This is a genomic window from Paracoccus sp. (in: a-proteobacteria), from assembly GCF_039808215.1.
Taxonomy (GTDB): Bacteria; Pseudomonadota; Alphaproteobacteria; order Rhodobacterales; family Rhodobacteraceae; genus Paracoccus.
The window spans coordinates 41,481-57,312 of the sequence record NZ_JBDHSP010000009.1 but is presented as its reverse complement, the minus strand read 5'-3'; the positions used below and the strand labels follow the sequence as shown (position 1 = coordinate 57,312).

The following is a 15,832-nucleotide window of genomic DNA, read 5'->3' as shown; positions in this document are numbered from 1 at the left end:
ATGGCGCCCGCCGTGGCCGCGCGGGCCTGCCCTGCGGCACTAGGCCCGGGGGGCGGGCGTGTCAAGAATGTCACCGGGCGCAAGGGGGCCGCAGGTGCAAGGGGCGCAATTATGTCAAGACAGCGCGGCGTAAATCCACTATGGGGGCGCGGAAGTCACGGCAAGGGACAAGGCGATGAGTGCGACCTCCGAGGTCAAGGGCCGGCTGACCCCCGGCGACATCCGGGCGCTGAAGGGCGTGGCGCCGGTGGTCTGCCTGACCGCCTATACCACGCCGATGGCGCGTCTGGTGGACCGCCATTGCGATGTGGCGCTGGTGGGCGACAGCCTGGGCATGGTGCTGCACGGCCTGCCCTCGACCCTGGGCGTGAGCATCGAGATGATGATCCTGCACGGCCGCGCGGTGGCGCGGGGATCGTCGCGCGCCTGCATCGTGGTGGACATGCCCTTTGGCAGCTATGAGGAAAGCCGCGAGCAGGCGATGCGCAATGCCGCGCGGCTGCTGGCCGAGACCGGCTGCCAGGCCGTCAAGCTGGAAGGCGGGCGCCACATGGCCGAGACCGTCGCCTTTCTGGTGCAGCGCGGCATCCCGGTCATGGGCCATGTCGGGCTGACGCCGCAATCGGTGAACACGCTGGGCGGCTACAAGGTGCAGGGCCGCGGCGCCGCCGAGGCCGAGCGCATCTGCGCCGACGCCCGCGCGCTGGCCGACGCCGGGGCGTTTTCCGTGGTGCTGGAAAAGCTGCCTGCGGCGCTTGGCGCGCGCATCAGCGCCGAGATCCCGGTGCCGACCGTCGGCATCGGCGCCGGCGTCGATTGCGACGGCCAGGTTCTGGTGCTCGACGACATGCTGGGGCTGTTTTCCGACTTCCGCCCGAAATTCGTCAAGCGCTATGCCGAACTGGGCGAGGTGGCCGAGGGCGCCATCGCCGCCTATGCCGCCGAGGTGCGCACCCGGCGCTTTCCCGCCCACGAACACAGCTTCGGCGAGGGAAAACCCGGATGAGCGCGCCGATCGTCCGCCCTCTGGCCCGGTTGCGCGCCATGGTCCGCGACTGGCGCCGGCGCGGCGAAAGCATCGGCGTCGTGCCGACCATGGGCGCGCTGCACGAGGGGCATCTGAGCCTGGTGCGCGCGGCGAAACGCGACTGCGACCGGGTGATCGTGACCCTGTTCGTGAACCCGCGCCAGTTCAACAATGCCGAGGATTTCGCCCGCTATCCGCGCACGGAACTGGCCGATGCCAAGCTGCTGGCACCGCTGGCGGTGGATGCGCTGTTCGTCCCCGACGCGGCCGAGGTCTATCCGCCCGGCCATGCCACCACGATCTCGGTCTCGGGGGTGACCGCGCCGCTTGAGGGCGCGCACCGGCCCGGGCATTTCGACGGCGTGGCGACGGTGGTGACGCTGCTGTTCAACATGACCGGCGCCGACCGCGCCTATTTCGGCGAGAAGGACTGGCAGCAGTTGCAGCTGGTGCGGCAGCTGGCGCGCGACCTGCTGCTGCCGGTCGAGATCGTGGCCTGCCCCTGCATCCGGGCGGCAGACGGGCTGGCGCTGTCCTCGCGCAACCAGCGGCTTGGCCCCGAGGCGCGGGCGCGGGCCGCCGCCCTGCCCCGCGCGCTGTTTCGCGCCGCCGAGCGCATCGCCGCTGACGCCCCGCCCATCGCGGCGCTGTCCGAAGCGCGGGAGGCGATCGCGGCGGCGGGTTTCGACCCGGTGGAATATCTTGAACTGCGGGATGCCGAGACCCTGACCGAGGCGCAGCCCGGCCGCGAGGCGCGGCTGCTGGTCGCGGCCTGGCTGGAGGGCGTGCGGCTGATCGACAATGTGGCGGTCGCCCGGCGCTGAGGCGGCGTCACCCCGGGCGGCAGCGCCGTCACGGGCTGCTGGAACCCGGCTGGTCCCGCTTGGACGCCATCGCGTCGAAGCGCAGTTCCGCCAGGAACCCCGGATGCGCATTCGCCAGCCGCAAGTCGCCCTGCGCCGCATCGACGATATCGGCGACGATGGCCAGGCCGATGCCCTGCCCCTCGCCGCTGGGGTCAAGGCTGAGGCCGCGCCGGGTCAGAAGCGCCAGCTGCGCCTCGGGCACGCCGGGGCCGTCGTCGCGGATGGCGATGACCACGCGCCCGGCCTCGGCGCGAGTGGTGATGCGGATTGCCGTCTCGGCGTGGCGGGTGGCGTTTTCCATCAGCGCGCCCAGGGCCTCGGTCAGGTCGTCGGCGTCGATACGCGCGCGCAAGCCCGGCGCCGCGTCAAGCTGCCAGTCGAGGCCGGCGCCGGCGGGGGTGCGTTTCAGCACCCCGATCAGCTTGGCAAGCACCGTCTCGGGGGCGGCGCCGGCGCCGTCGCGTCCGGAATGGATGCGCGCCCTGGCCAGTTCGCGATCGACATGGCGGCGCATGGCGGTGGCAAGCGATTCGATGCTGGCGGCGATCTCGGGCTGCTGGCGGGCGCGCAGTTGTGCGGCATCGCCCAAAAGCGCCTGCAGCGGTGTCTTGAACCCATGCGCAAGATTGGCAGCGCGGTGGCGGGCGCGGTCCAGTTCCCGGTCGCGGGCATCCAGCAGCGCGTCGATCTGGCTGGCCAGCGGCACCACCTCGGCGGGCAGGTCCTGGCCGATGCGCGGCCTTGCCCCCGAGACCAGCGCCGAGACCCGCGCCCCCACCTGCGCCAGCGGGCGCAGCCCGACACTGATCTGCGCCCATGAGGCCAAAAGCAGCATCGCCCCGAGCAGCGTCATATAGGGCCAGAGGTCGCCCAGAAAGCCGCGCCGCGCCAGGGTCAATTCGTCGCGGTCGGTGGCGACCAGGATGCGCAGCGGCACCGGCTTATCCTGCGGACCGGCCAGCAGGCTTTGCTCGACGGCCAGCAACGGCTCGCCCCGCGGCCCGCTGAGCGACAGCACCGATGTCTGTCCCGGCTGCGGTGCGGGGTGGTCCATCGCCAGGGTGAAATCCCACAGCGAGCGCGAGCGCTGCAGATCATCGCCCAGCCGGATCTGCCAGTAATGACCCGAAAGCGGCCGGGCATAAAGCGGATCGACCGGGGTGGCGCGCAGCACCGCGCCCGGGCCGTCCCGGGCATCGACCATGGCGGCCAGGGCCAGCGCCCGGGTCTTGAGATCGGCCACTGCGACGCGCTCGACATGGCGCTCGAACAGCATGGCCAGCCCCGCGCCGGCCAGCGCCAGCGCAAGCGCGATGGCCACGGCGCCCGCCAGCAGCAGCCGCCAGCGGATCGAGCGGATCACGCCCCGGCCTCGGGTGCCGCGCCCTCCAGATGATAGCCGAAGCCGCGCCTGGTGCCGATCACCCCCGGACCCAGCTTGCGGCGCAGCCGGGTGATCACCGCCTCGATGGCATTGGCCTCGCGCGAGTCGTCGTCGCCGTAGAGATGTTCCAGCAGTTCCGTCGGCGCGATGGTGCGGTCACGGTTCAGCGCCAGATAGGACACCAGCCGGAATTCGAGCGGCGTCAGCGGCACCGGCACGCCGTCCATGGCGACGGTCATGCGGTTCAGATCGACGCTGAGGCGCCCGACCTGCTGCAGCGCCGTGCCGCGGCCGCCGGCGCGGCGCACCAGGGCGCGGGCGCGGGCGATCAACTCCTCCATGCGGAAGGGCTTGGGCAGATAGTCGTCGGCGCCCGCGTCGATGCCCTCGACGCGCTCGGTCCAGGCGCCGCGCGCGGTCAGGATCAGCACCGGGCTTTCGCAGCCCTCGGAACGCCAGCGCTTGAGGATGGTCAGCCCGTCCAGCCGCGGCAGGTTCAGGTCCAGCACGATCAGGTCGTAATTCTCGGTGCCGCCGCGAAACCATGCCGATTCGCCGTCGGCGACATGCTCGACCAGAAAACCCGCCGCCGCCAGCGCCCGTTCAAGATCGGCGGCGATGCGGGCGTCATCCTCAACGACAAGCGCACGCATCAGTCGTCGTCGCCGTCGCTGTCGCTGCCACCATCGCCATCGCCATCGCTGTCGCCGTCATCATCATCGCTGTCGTCGTCCCCATCGTGGCCACCGCCCGGCCCGCCGCGGCCATTATCGCCAGCTTCGCCGTCGCGGCCAAGCCGGCCCGCAACCGATGCAGGGCCGCCATGGACGCCAAGCACCCGGCCGGTGGCGGCATCCGTAGCCACCTCGATCAGGCGCCCGCCGGGGGTCACCAGGCCCACCTCATAGACCAGCCGGCCGCGCTCGCGCGCCAGTTCGACCTCGGTGACCTGGCCGGGATGCGATGCCTGAAGCCGCGACAGCACCTCGGCCAGGGGCAGGATCTCGCCCCGGGCCACCGCCTCGCGGGCGAATTCGTAATCGGGGCGCGACATGGTCTGGCTGCCCGCAGCCTGCGGCAGCGACAGAATCGCGAGGGTCACAATGACATGCATTTTCATGGCCGGATGCATAGCGCAGGTGACCTGACAGCGGGCTGACAGGTCGCGGCCCTGGCTGACAGATTGCTGACAGCACGGGTCAGAACCCTGTCAGCCAGCTTGTGGCATTCCTTGGCCATTCCACGCGGCCGACGATTCGCCGCAGCAGCAACCCCGGGCGCCGCAAGCGCGCCCGCATAAAAGGACAGAGACATGGTTCGCAAGATTGGCACGGAAAAATCGGAAACCCTGAACGGCACGAATTTCGCCGACACCCTGTCGGGTCTGGGCGGCAATGACCGGCTGTTCGGCTTTGGCGGCAACGACCGGCTGTTTGGCGGCAACGGCAACGACTATCTGAACGGCGGCAGCGGCAATGACGACCTTTACGGCGGCAACGGCCACGACTTTGTCTATGGCGGCGCCGGCAGTGACGACCTGGAAGGCAATGCCGGCAATGATTCGCTTTACGGCTTCACCGGCGACGACGAGCTTGAGGGCGGCTACGGCAACGACATCCTGGTTGGCGGCGACGGCAATGACGAGCTGGACGGCGACGCCAACAACGACGTGCTGAACGGCGGTGCCGGCCGCGACAAGCTGGACGGCGGCCGCGGCAATGACGCGCTGGCTGGCGGTGCCGGCGCCGATGTCTTCGAATTCGAGCGCGGCGACGGTTTCGACATCGTCACCGATTTCCAGAACGGCACCGACCGCTTTGATTTCGACGATTTCAGCCGCGCGCAGGTGCAGGCGGTGATCAACGGCGCGCAGCAGGTCGGCAATGACGTGGTGATGCGCCTGGCCGCGGATACCGTGGTCACCGTCCGCGACATGCAGCTGTCGCAGCTGGACATCAACGACTTTACCTTCTGATCGGCCAGAGGCCCGGATCAGCGCATGGGCCGCCGCGGATGCCGCGGCGGCCCATGCCTTGCCAAGCCGGAGATTCGGGCCGATAAGCGCGCCCTGCCAACATGAGCCGCGCCCGTGCCCGACCCCCGCCCCATCACCTCTGTCGCCGGACTGCTCAGCGCCGGCCTGGCCGATGCCGCGCAGGCCGCGACGCTGGAACAGGTCGCGGCCGAGTTCCGCATCCGCCTTACCCCCGCCATGCAGCGCGCCGCGGCGGACGCGCCCTCGGGCCCGGTGGCGGCGCAGTTCACCCCCGACGCGCGCGAGCTTCTGATCCGTGCCGAGGAACTGGCCGATCCGATCGGCGATCAGGCGCACAGCCCGACCCCGGGCCTGACGCATCGCTATCCCGACCGGGTGATCCTGCATGTCACCCGCAGCTGCGCCGTCTATTGCCGCTTCTGCTTTCGCCGCGAGGTGGTGGGCGAGGACGGCGCCCTGCCCGAGGCCGAACTGGCCGCGGCGCTGGATTACATCGCCCGCACCCCCGCCATCCGCGAGGTGATCCTGACCGGCGGCGACCCGCTGGTGCTGTCGGCGCGCCGCCTGCAGGCGCTGATCGCGCGGCTGCAGGCGATCGCGCATCTGGATGTGCTGCGCATCCATACCCGCGTGCCGGTGGTGGCGCCCGGGCGCATCGACAGGGCGATGCTGGCGGCGCTCGCTCCGGGCCGGCTGGCGGTCTGGGTGGCGATCCACACCAATCACGCGCGCGAACTGACGCCCGAGGCCTGCGCGGCGCTGGCACGGCTGGCCGCGGCGGGGATTCCACTGCTGTCGCAGACGGTGCTGCTCAGGGGGGTGAATGCCGACGCCGACACCCTGGCCGAACTGTTCCGGGCGCTGATCCGCAACCGCGTCAAGCCCTATTACCTGCACCACTGTGATCTTGCGCGCGGCACCGGCCATTTCCGCACCACCATCGCCGAGGGCCAGGCGATCATGGCGGCCTTGCGCGGCCGGATCTCGGGCACCTGCCTGCCGACCTATGTGCTGGACCTGCCGGGCGGGCATGGCAAGGTGCCGCTGGGGCCGGAGCATGTCACGGAAACCGGCCCCGGCCGCTATCGCATCCGCGACTGGCAGGGCACCAGCCACGATTATCGCGACCCCGGGGACTGAGCCGGCAGGGGCCTGTCGCCGCCTGCTGGCAGGGGTCGGGCGCGGGTCCCGGGCGGAGAGCCGCCCGGGGTGCCGATCAGGGGGTGCCGGTCAGGGGGGCGTCGGTCAGGCCCGGGCCAGGCGGGCGGCCTGGCGGCGGGCGACGCGGGCGCGGATCGCCTCGATGTCGGTGACCGGCGTGGCCGAGAACAACTCGCGCGTGTAGGGGTGTTTCGGCGCGGCGAACACCTCCTCGCGGCTGCCCTGCTCGACCGCCTCGCCCTTGTGCATCACCAGCACTTCGTCGGCGATATAGCGCACCACCGACAGATCATGGCTGATGAAGACATAGGCCAGGTTGAACTCCTCCTGCAGGTCGGCGAGCAGGTTCAGCACCTGCGCCTGCACCGACAGGTCCAGCGCCGAAACCGGCTCGTCCAGCACCAGCAGCGTCGGCTTCAGCATCAGGGCGCGGGCGACGGCGATGCGCTGGCGCTGCCCGCCCGAGAACATGTGCGGATAGCGGTTGAACACCTCGGGCGACAGCCCGACCTTGACCAGCATCTCTAGCGCCCGATCGCGCCGTTCGGCGGCGGGGGTGTTGGTGTTCAGGATCAGGGGCTCCATCAGCACGTCGCCGATCTTCTGGCGCGGGTTGAGGCTACCATAGGGGTTCTGGAACACCATCTGCACCTTGGAGCGCATCTCGCGCGTGGGGCGGTGGCGGCTGATGTCCACGGGCTGGCCCTCGATCAGCAACTCGCCGCCCGAGGCCGGGTCGATCAGTGCGATGATGCGCGCCAGCGTCGACTTGCCCGAACCCGATTCGCCGACGATGGCCAGGGTCTTGCCGCGGTCCACGGCAAAGCTGATGCCCTTGACCGCGCGCACGGTCCTTGCCGCCCGCGTCAGCGAGCCGGACACGTGATAGTCGCGGATCAGGGCCTTGCCTTCGACGACGCTCATGCTTGGGCCTCCTCAAGGAAACTGCCCACGGTCGGCAGGCGGTCGCCCGTCGCGTTCTCGGGCAGGGCCGAAAGCAGCGCGCGGGTATAGGGGTGCTTCGGGGCCTCGAACAGCGACAGCACGTCGGCCTCCTCCATCTTCCGGCCCTTGTATTGCACCTGCACGCGGTCGGCGGTCTCGGCCACCACGCCCATGTCATGGGTGATCAGGATCAGCGCCATGCCGGTCTGCTCCTGCAACTCCATCAGCAGATCGAGGATCTGCTTTTGAATGGTCACATCCAAGGCCGTCGTCGGCTCGTCCGCGATCAGCAGTCGCGGGCCGGTGGCGATGGCCATGGCGATCATTACCCGCTGGCACTGGCCGCCCGACATCTGGTGCGGATAGGCCTTCAGCTTTTCCTCTGGGTCGGGGATGCCGACCTGCCGGAACAGCTCGATCGCCCGCGCCCGCGCCTCGGCGCGCGACATGCCGGCGTTGAAGCGCAGCACCTCCTCGATCTGGTATCCGGTGGTGAAGGACGGGTTCAGGGAGGCGATGGGTTCCTGGAAGATCATGGTGATCTCGCGGCCGATGATCTGGCGGCGCTGCGCGGGCGTCAGGGACAGCAGGTCCTGGCCGTCAAAGCTCATCTCGTCGGCGGTGACGGTGGCGGTATCGGGCAAAAGCCCCATCGTCGCCAGCATCGACACCGACTTGCCCGAGCCGCTTTCGCCGACGATGGCCAGCACCTCGCCCTTGTCCACATGCACGTCGATGCCGTCCACAGCGGTAAAGCTGCCGGTCGAGGTGGCAAAGCGCACGGTCAGGTTGCGGATGGTCAGAAGGGCCATGGCTCAGCTCCGCTTCAGTTTCGGATCGAGCGCGTCACGCAGACCGTCGCCCATCATGTTGATCGCCAGCACCGAGACGAGGATTGCCAGACCCGGGAAGGTGACGACCCACCAGGCACGCAGGATGAACTCGCGCGCTTCGGCCAGCATCGTGCCCCATTCCGGGGTCGGCGGCTGCGCGCCCATGCCCAGAAAACCCAGCGCCGCGGAATCCAGCACGGCGCTGGAAAAGCTCAGCGTCGCCTGCACGATCAGCGGCGAAAGGCAGTTGGGCAGAATGGTGCGAAACATCAGCCGCAGATTGCCGGCCCCGGCCACGCGCGCGGCGCTGACATATTCGCGCGACTTCTCACCCATCACCGCGGCCCGCGTCAGACGGGCGAAATGCGGCTGATAGACGATGGCGATGGCGATCATCGCATTGGTCAGCCCCGGCCCAAGCACCGCGACCAGCACCAGCGCCAGCAGAAGCGAGGGGAAGGCCAGCACCACATCCATCACCCGCATGATGAGATTGTCGACCCAGCCGCCGTAAAAGCCCGCGACCAGGCCGATGGCGATGCCGCCGGTCAGGGCGATGGCGACGACGACGATGCCGATGAACAGCGAATATTGCGCGCCAAAGATCAACCGCGACAGCATGTCCCGGCCAACGGCATCGGTGCCCAGCAGGAACCCGGCCCTGCCGCCTTCCTGCCAGACCGGCGGCAGCAGCAGCGCGTCGCGGTATTGCTGCGTCGGGTCATGCGGCGCCAGCAACGGCGCGAAGATCGCGGTCAGCACCAGAGCCACAAAGACCACAAGCCCGATCACCGCGCCCCGGTTCTGTCTGAAGTAGAACCAGAACTCGCCGATCATCTGGCGCCGGATGGCGGCATCGGAAAGTTTTGCAGTGGTATCGGTCATTGGTGCCGGATCCTCGGGTTGATGAGGCCATAGGTCAGGTCGACGATCAGGTTCACGATCATCACGATGGCGGCGATCAGCAGCAGGCCCGACTGCACCACCGGATAGTCGCGCCGCGAGATGGAATCGATCATCCATTTGCCAATGCCCGGCCAGGAAAAGATCGTCTCGGTCAGGATGGCACCGGCCATCAGCACGCCGATCTGCAGGCCGATGGTGGTGATCACCGGGATCATGGCGTTGCGCAGCGCATGCACACCGACGACACGCCCCGAGGACAGGCCCTTGGCACGCGCCGTGCGCACGTAATCCTCGCCCATGACCTCAAGCATGGCCGAGCGCGTCTGCCGCGCGATCACCGCCAGCGGGATCGTCGCCAGCACCACCGAGGGCAGGATCAGGTGGCTGACCGCCGAACGGAAGGCGCCCGACTGCCCCGACAGCAGGCTGTCGATCAGCATGAAGCCCGTGACCGGCGGAAAGAAATACATCAGCGAGATCCGCCCCGAAACCGGCGTCCAGCCCAACATGCCCGAAAAGAAGATGATCAGCAGCAGGCCCCACCAGAAGATCGGCATGGAGAAACCGATCAGCGCCCCGGTCATGGAAATCTGGTCGAACCAGCTGCCGCGCCGGATCGCCGCCAGCACGCCCACCGGCACACCGACCAGGGTGGCGATGACGATGGCGACCAGGCCCAGCTCGACCGTCGCGGGAAACAGCGACAGGAACTCGGCCAGCACCGGCTTTTTCGTCACCAGCGAATTGCCGAAGTCGCCCTGCAGCAGATTGCCGAGATAGTGGAGATATTGCTGCCAGACCGGCTTGTCATAGCCCAGCTGCGCCGAGATCTCGGCATAGCGCTCGGCGGTGACGCCGCGCTCGCCAGCCATCAGCAGCACCGGATCGCCCGGCAGCAGCCGGATGAAGCCGAAGGAAACCAGCGTGATCCCGATCATCGTCGGAATCAGGTAAAGCAGTTTTGTGATGATGAACTTTAGCATCGAACCCTGACCCAAGGGCCGCGCGAGGGGGTGCCCCGCGCGGCCGCATGAAGGTTAAGCCGGGACTGGCCTTATTCGGCCAGGTCCACGCTTTCGAAAGTGTAATCGCCCAGCGGCGACTGCACGAAACCGGTCACGTTCTTGGCCATCGGCACATATTGCGTCGAATGCGCCAGCGTCGCCCAGGGGTCCTGCTTCTTGAAGATGACCTGCGCCTCTTCGTAAAGCTTCACGCGCTCTTCATGATCCGAGCTGGCCTTGGCCTTGGCGAGGATATCAGAGAACTCCTTGTCGCACCAGAAGGCGCGGTTCGCACCACCGCCCTCGGCCGCGGCGCAGGACAGAAGCACCGACAGGAAGTTGTCCGGGTCGCCATTGTCGCCGGTCCAGCCCAGGATCACCGCGCCCTTGCGGCCCGGCTCCATCGACTTCTTAAGGTATTCGCCCCATTCATAGCTGACGATGTCCACCTTGACGCCGATCTTGGCGAAATCGGCCTGGATCATCTCGGCGGCGCGGCGCGCGTTCGGCATGTAGGGGCGCTGCACCGGCATCGCCCAGATCTCCATCGACAGGTCCTTGACGCCGGCTTCCTCAAGCATCTTCTTCGCCGCCTCGGGGTCGTATTTGTCATCCTCGACGGCGTCGTTGTAGGACCACATGGTGGGCGGGATCGGGTTCTTGGCCACGACCGCGCTGCCCTGATAGACGGCGTCGATCAGCGCCTGCTTGTCCATGGCCATGTTCAGCGCCTTGCGCACCTCGGGCTTGTCGAAGGGCGCCACGGTGGTGTTATAGGCCAGATAGCCGACGTTCAGCCCGGCCTGCTCATCCACCTTCAGGTTCGGATCGGCCTTGATCGCCGCCAGATCGGCCGGCGCGGGGTAGGGCATCAGGTGGCATTCGCCCGCCTTCAGCTTTTGCAGCCGCACCGAGGCGTCGGGGGTGATGGCAAACACCAGATCGTCGATCTTCGGCGCCTCGCCCCAGTAGTCGGCGTTCTTCTGGTAACGGATCACCGCGTCCTTCTGGTAGGCGACGAACTTGAACGGGCCGGTGCCGATCGGGGCGTTGTTCAGATCCTCCTTGGTGCCGGCCTTTTCCAGCGTGTCGGCATATTCCTTGGAGGCGATCGACACGAAGGGCATGGCGACATTGGCCAGGAACGGCGCCTCGGGGTGGTTCAGGGTGAACTTCACCGTATTGTCGTCGACCTTCTCGATGGACTTGATCAGCTTGTCCATCTCCATCGACGAGTAATATTCATAGGTGATGCCGGGGATGTATTCGTGCCAGGGGTTCGCGGCGTCGGCCTGGCGCATGAAGCTGAACACCACGTCATCGGCGTTGAAATCGCGCGAGGGGGTGAACTTGTCGTTCGAATGGAACTTGACGCCCTTGCGCAGGTGGAAGGTATAGGTCAGCCCGTCTTCCGACACTTCCCAGCTTTCGGCCAGCGCCGGCTCGATCTCGGTGGTGCCGGGCTTGAACTGCACGAGGCGGTTGTAGATCGCGTGCCCCGAGGCGTCGAAGGTGGTGCCGGCGGTATAGGGCGCCGGATCGAAACCCTCGGGCGAACCTTCCGAGCAATAGACGAAGGTCTTGGCGCTAAGCGGCGTCGCGACGATCAGCGCCAGCGCGGACGCGGCCAGGAACCGGGTCGAAAGAATGGACATGTTGCCTCCCATGTTTAGATTTATTTCCTGATGCTGATGCAATCCAATCGGCCAGACAGGTCAAGTGCCCTGACCGGTCTACTGCCCATTCTGCCGGCCTAACGCTGCGGAATGCCCGTCATTCGGCAAGATTCTCGGCGATCTGCCCGAACCCCGGCCTGTGCCTGCATCACGCGCGCGGCGTTCCCCGCCCGCGGGCTGCAACCTGCGCGGATGGCGATGATTCTGGCCGGCGGCAGTCCGGGGCGCATGCGCGCAATTTCGGAGCCAAAGCCTTGGGCATGCGATGGGAACGGCCGCAAGCCGGTTCCGGGCGGAGTTCTCGTCGCGGGTCACGATCTTGCGAGAATGCCTGGGCTTGGCGAAGAACCGCGCGACGAGGCCGGCAGAGCGCCGCATCGACCACATCGCCCGGGCGCAGGATGTGCGGCAGCCCTGGTGGACGCCTGGCCGGGGGTGGGCGCGATCGCCAGCCGCAAGCCCCGGCGATCGACCATCGCGCTGATCCTGATGCCCACCCCGCCACGAGAACGGTCAAGGCTGTGATCCGATCTGCCTGTTGAGCCGCCGCCTGCTGATGCGCGCGGCCAGTTCGGAAGCAGGGGCCGGATCGGATCTCGCTTTGCGTCCGTCAGATCAAGGCGCGCCATCGCTGCAGTGAACCAGCAGTCAAGCCGCGGGGACATTCCCTTGATGGCTGCACATCCCGGACCCCTCCCGGCATGTTGGCGCGGTGGCGGTTTTCTGCTAGGCCATGACCATCCCTTGCCGCTGCCATGGCGGTACGGGGCGGATGGCGGGAAAGGCAGGCTACGGCGATGGGGACCATGCGCATCTACGGACGATACACGATCTTTGGCCTTGTCGGCCTCCTGGCGCTGCTGACCTCGGCGGCGGCGCTGGCCTGGGGCGGATTCTGGACGGTGCTGACCACGGTCTTCTGGCTGCTGTTTCTGGCCGGGATCTATGACGTGACGCAGCGCCGGCACGCGATCTTGCGCAACTATCCGGTCATCGGCCATATCCGCTTCCTGCTGGAGGGCTTTCGCCCCGAGATCCGCCAATACATGATCGAGGGCGACAAGGACGAGGTGCCCTTCAGCCGCGAGGCGCGCGCCCTGGTCTATCAGCGCGCCAAGGGCGTCGAGGACAAGCGCCCCTTCGGCACCATCGAGAACGTCTATTCCGGCGGCTATTCCTGGCTTACCCATTCTGCGACCCCGGTGCACAACAAGGATTCCGACTTTCGTGTGCTGATCGGCGGCCCGGCGTGCAAGCAGCCCTATTCCGCCAGCCTCTACAATATCTCGGCCATGAGCTTCGGCGCGCTTTCGGCCAATGCCATACTGGCGCTGAACAAGGGCGCAAGGATCGCCGGCTTTGCCCAGGACAGCGGCGAGGGCGGCATCAGCCGCTATCACCGCGAGGGCGGGGGCGACCTGATCTATCAGATTGCCTCGGGCTATTTCGGTTGCCGCCATGCCGATGGCAGCTTCAACCCGGAACGCTTTGCCGAAATGGCCGCCGATCCGCAGATCAAGATGATCGAGGTCAAGCTGAGCCAGGGCGCCAAGCCCGGCCATGGCGGCATGCTGCCCGCGGCCAAGATCTCGCCCGAGATCGCCGAGGCACGCGGCATCCCCATGGGCGTCGACTGCATTTCTCCGCCGGCGCACAGCACCTTCTCGACCCCGATCGGGCTGATGGAATTCATCCAGCAGCTGCGCCACCTTTCCGGGGGCAAGCCGGTCGGATTCAAGCTGTGCATCGGGCACCGGCGCGAATTCCTCAGCATGGTCAAGGCGATGCTGAAAACCGGCATCCGTCCCGATTTCATCGTCATCGACGGGGCCGAGGGCGGCACCGGTGCGGCACCGATCGAATTCGTCAACCGCGTCGGCATGCCGATGCTGGAAGGGCTGACCTTCGTGCATAACGCGCTGCGCGGCGCCGGCATCCGCGACGAGATCAAGATCGGCGCCGCCGGCAAGCTGATTTCGGGCTTTGACATCGCCCGCGCGCTGGCCCTGGGGGCCGACTGGTGCAACTCGGGGCGCGGCTTCATGTTCGCCATCGGCTGCATCCAGGCCCAGGCCTGCCACACCAACAAATGCCCGGTGGGCATCGCCACCCAGGACCAGCTGCGCCAGCGCGCCATCGATGTCGAGGACAAGAGCGAGCGCGTCGCCCGCTTTCACCGCAACACCATGCATGCCCTGGGCGAGATCGCCGGCGCTGCCGGGTTGCGCGACCCCAGCGACTTCATGCCCTATCACTTCATGTTCCGGCTGCGCGACAACGAATTCCGCGACGGCAACGAGGTCTTTCCCTATCTGCCCGACGGCTTCCTGCTGGCCGAGGAGGAGATCCCGGAACTGGCCGAGTGGTACAGCCGCTGGGACCGCGCCAGCGCCGAAAGCTTTGACCCGCCCGAGATCCCCTACGGGCCCTTCACCCGCAGCGCCCGCAAGCCGCCCAAGCCGCAATCGGCGCCGGGCTGATCGCGGCGCCGGCCCTCAGGCCCGCGCCAGGTCCTCGTCCATGGCCTGGCCCTGCGCCAGCGCCGCGCCGTCGCGGCCGATGGTGGCCAGCGCGATGATACGGCCGTCGCGGCGATAGGCGATGCTGGCGTCGCGCGCCGCGATGTCGCCGTCGATCTCGATGCTGTCCCAGCCCTCGGCATGGCCGACATAGCGGATCGCCACGTCGTAATGCTCGCTCCAGAAGAAGGGCACGTCGCGGAAGGGCTTGCCGGCGCCCAGCATGTTCTCGGCCGCCACCTGGCCCTGGCGTTCGGCCACCACCCAATGCTCGACCCGCAGGCCCTGGCCGCCGGGGCCGCCGGGCCAGCGCGCCACGTCGCCGGCGGCCAGGATGCCGGGCTGGCTGGTCTCGAGCTGCGCATTCACCAGGATGCCGCGGTCCGTGGCCAGGCCGGCGGCCTCGGCCAGCGCCTGGCGCGGGCGCACGCCGATGCCGATGACCACCAGATCGGCGGCCAGCACCTGCCCGTCCTTCAGCGTCACGCTGTCCGCGCCGATGCCGGCGATGGAGTTGCCCATGTGGAACTGCACGCCCCTGCCCTCGTGCAGGCTGCGGATGAAATCGCCCAGTTCCGGGCCCAGCACCCGTTCCAGCGGTCGGGCATCCAGCGACACCACCTGCACCTGCAGCCCGCGATTGCGCAGCGCCGCCGCCACCTCAAGCCCGATGAAGCCCGAGCCCAGCACCACCGCATGGCGCGCGTCGGCCGCACGGGCCGAGATGGCGCGGCTGTCGTCATAGGATCGCAGGACGAAGACATGCGGCTGCTCGGCGCCGGGCATCGGCACCCGCACCGGCTCGGCGCCGGTGGCGATCAGCAGCCGGTCATAACCCAGGCTTTCCCCCGAGGCCAGCGTCACGCGCCGCGCAGCCGCGTCGATGGAAGCGACCGTGGTGCCCAGGCGCAGCTCGATCCCGGCCCCGGCATAGAATTCCGCCGATTTCAGCGGCATCCAGTCGTCAGGCGCATTGCCCGCCAGATAGTCCTTGGAGAGGTTCGGCCGGTCGCAGGGCGGGTCGGTCTCGGCGCTGAGCATGGTCAGCCGGCCGCCATAGCCGCGCCGGCGCAGCATCTCGGCGCAGGCGAAACCGGCGGCGCCACCGCCGATGATGACGATCTCGCGCGGGTGGGCGGCGGTGTCTGCCGGCTCCTGCCGCGGCGCCGGGGTGATGCGGTCCGTAACCAGGATGCGCCCGCCCTCGTGCCGGACCTGCCAGCAGGGCAAGGCGTCGAAGGCCGGCGCGGCGATCGCCTCGCCGCTGCGCAGGGAAAAGCAGGCGTGGTGCATCGGGCAACGCACGGTGTCGCCCTGCAGCAGCCCCTGGTCCAGCATGGCGTGATAATGCGTGCATTCCGCGCCCACGGCGAGGATCTCATTGCCGACGCGGGCCAGCAGCACCGGCTGATCGCCGACATGGCCGCGCAGCATCGGCTTGCCGCCGAAATCTTCCAGGGTGACGCCCTGCGTCAGATCGGGTCCGGCATCGTCGCTGGCAGGATTGGACATCTC

Annotated in this window: 14 protein-coding genes; 5 read left to right on the top strand and 9 right to left on the bottom strand. The window is 68.1% G+C overall.

Annotated features, from left to right (window positions below; translation table 11 throughout):
- Window positions 1–175: 175 nt before the first annotated feature.
- Entirely contained in the window at window positions 176–1,006 is an 831-nt protein-coding gene (panB, locus tag WMK75_RS05405; RefSeq protein ID WP_347266638.1) for a 3-methyl-2-oxobutanoate hydroxymethyltransferase, read from the top strand.
- On the top strand, window positions 1,003–1,851 hold the full coding sequence (gene panC, locus WMK75_RS05400; protein WP_347266637.1) for a pantoate--beta-alanine ligase: 849 nt from the start codon (window positions 1,003–1,005) through the stop codon (window positions 1,849–1,851). The genes panB and panC overlap by 4 nt, the downstream gene beginning before the upstream one ends.
- Before the next feature lie 28 nt (window positions 1,852–1,879).
- Here panC and WMK75_RS05395 read toward each other — a convergent pair whose 3' ends face one another.
- The 3 genes from WMK75_RS05395 to WMK75_RS05385 are packed head-to-tail and all read right to left on the bottom strand — an operon-like array spanning window position 1,880 to window position 4,379.
- Window positions 1,880–3,256, bottom strand: a complete 1,377-nt coding sequence (locus WMK75_RS05395; protein ID WP_347266636.1) for a HAMP domain-containing sensor histidine kinase — start codon at window positions 3,254–3,256, stop codon at window positions 1,880–1,882.
- Window positions 3,253–3,930: a response regulator transcription factor gene (locus WMK75_RS05390; protein WP_347266635.1), complete on the bottom strand. Its 678-nt coding sequence runs from the start codon at window positions 3,928–3,930 to the stop codon at window positions 3,253–3,255. The genes WMK75_RS05395 and WMK75_RS05390 overlap by 4 nt, the downstream gene beginning before the upstream one ends.
- Window positions 3,930–4,379, bottom strand: coding sequence for a PepSY domain-containing protein (locus WMK75_RS05385; RefSeq protein ID WP_347266634.1), 450 nt, complete (start codon window positions 4,377–4,379; stop codon window positions 3,930–3,932). The genes WMK75_RS05390 and WMK75_RS05385 overlap by 1 nt, the downstream gene beginning before the upstream one ends.
- A 210-nt stretch (window positions 4,380–4,589) precedes the next feature.
- Between WMK75_RS05385 and WMK75_RS05380 the strand changes: the two genes are divergently transcribed.
- Window positions 4,590–5,252 (top strand): calcium-binding protein, encoded by a 663-nt coding sequence (locus tag WMK75_RS05380; RefSeq protein ID WP_347266633.1) that lies wholly within the window; start codon window positions 4,590–4,592, stop codon window positions 5,250–5,252.
- A 114-nt stretch (window positions 5,253–5,366) separates the two neighbouring features.
- Window positions 5,367–6,413: a lysine-2,3-aminomutase-like protein gene (locus WMK75_RS05375; protein WP_347266632.1), complete on the top strand. Its 1,047-nt coding sequence runs from the start codon at window positions 5,367–5,369 to the stop codon at window positions 6,411–6,413.
- Between the two features lie 105 nt (window positions 6,414–6,518).
- Here the strand turns inward: WMK75_RS05375 and WMK75_RS05370 are convergent, their stop codons facing one another.
- The 5 genes from WMK75_RS05370 to WMK75_RS05350 all read right to left on the bottom strand — a co-directional run bounded on the left by WMK75_RS05370 (window position 6,519) and on the right by WMK75_RS05350 (window position 11,777).
- A complete protein-coding gene (locus WMK75_RS05370; protein ID WP_347266631.1) occupies window positions 6,519–7,358 on the bottom strand; it encodes an ATP-binding cassette domain-containing protein in 840 nt (279 codons plus the stop codon).
- Window positions 7,355–8,191, bottom strand: coding sequence for an ABC transporter ATP-binding protein (locus WMK75_RS05365; RefSeq protein WP_347266630.1), 837 nt, complete (start codon window positions 8,189–8,191; stop codon window positions 7,355–7,357). The genes WMK75_RS05370 and WMK75_RS05365 overlap by 4 nt, the downstream gene beginning before the upstream one ends.
- A gap of 3 nt (window positions 8,192–8,194) precedes the next feature.
- Window positions 8,195–9,097 carry an ABC transporter permease subunit gene (locus tag WMK75_RS05360; RefSeq protein ID WP_347266629.1) on the bottom strand — a complete coding sequence of 301 codons (903 nt, stop codon included), beginning with the start codon at window positions 9,095–9,097 and terminating at the stop codon, window positions 8,195–8,197.
- Window positions 9,094–10,101: an ABC transporter permease subunit gene (locus tag WMK75_RS05355; RefSeq protein WP_347266628.1), complete on the bottom strand. Its 1,008-nt coding sequence runs from the start codon at window positions 10,099–10,101 to the stop codon at window positions 9,094–9,096. Before WMK75_RS05355 ends, WMK75_RS05360 begins: the two co-directional genes overlap by 4 nt.
- A gap of 71 nt (window positions 10,102–10,172) precedes the next feature.
- Window positions 10,173–11,777, bottom strand: a complete 1,605-nt coding sequence (locus WMK75_RS05350) for an ABC transporter substrate-binding protein (RefSeq protein WP_347266627.1) — start codon at window positions 11,775–11,777, stop codon at window positions 10,173–10,175.
- An 818-nt stretch (window positions 11,778–12,595) separates the two neighbouring features.
- Here WMK75_RS05350 and WMK75_RS05345 point away from each other — a divergent pair.
- Complete coding sequence (locus WMK75_RS05345) at window positions 12,596–14,278, top strand: FMN-binding glutamate synthase family protein (RefSeq protein ID WP_347266626.1); 1,683 nt, start codon at window positions 12,596–12,598, stop codon at window positions 14,276–14,278.
- Between the two features lie 15 nt (window positions 14,279–14,293).
- On the opposite strand, the gene WMK75_RS05340 is transcribed toward WMK75_RS05345, so the two are convergent.
- Complete coding sequence (locus WMK75_RS05340; protein ID WP_347266625.1) at window positions 14,294–15,829, bottom strand: FAD-dependent oxidoreductase; 1,536 nt, start codon at window positions 15,827–15,829, stop codon at window positions 14,294–14,296.
- Between the last annotated feature and the right edge of the window lie 3 nt (window positions 15,830–15,832).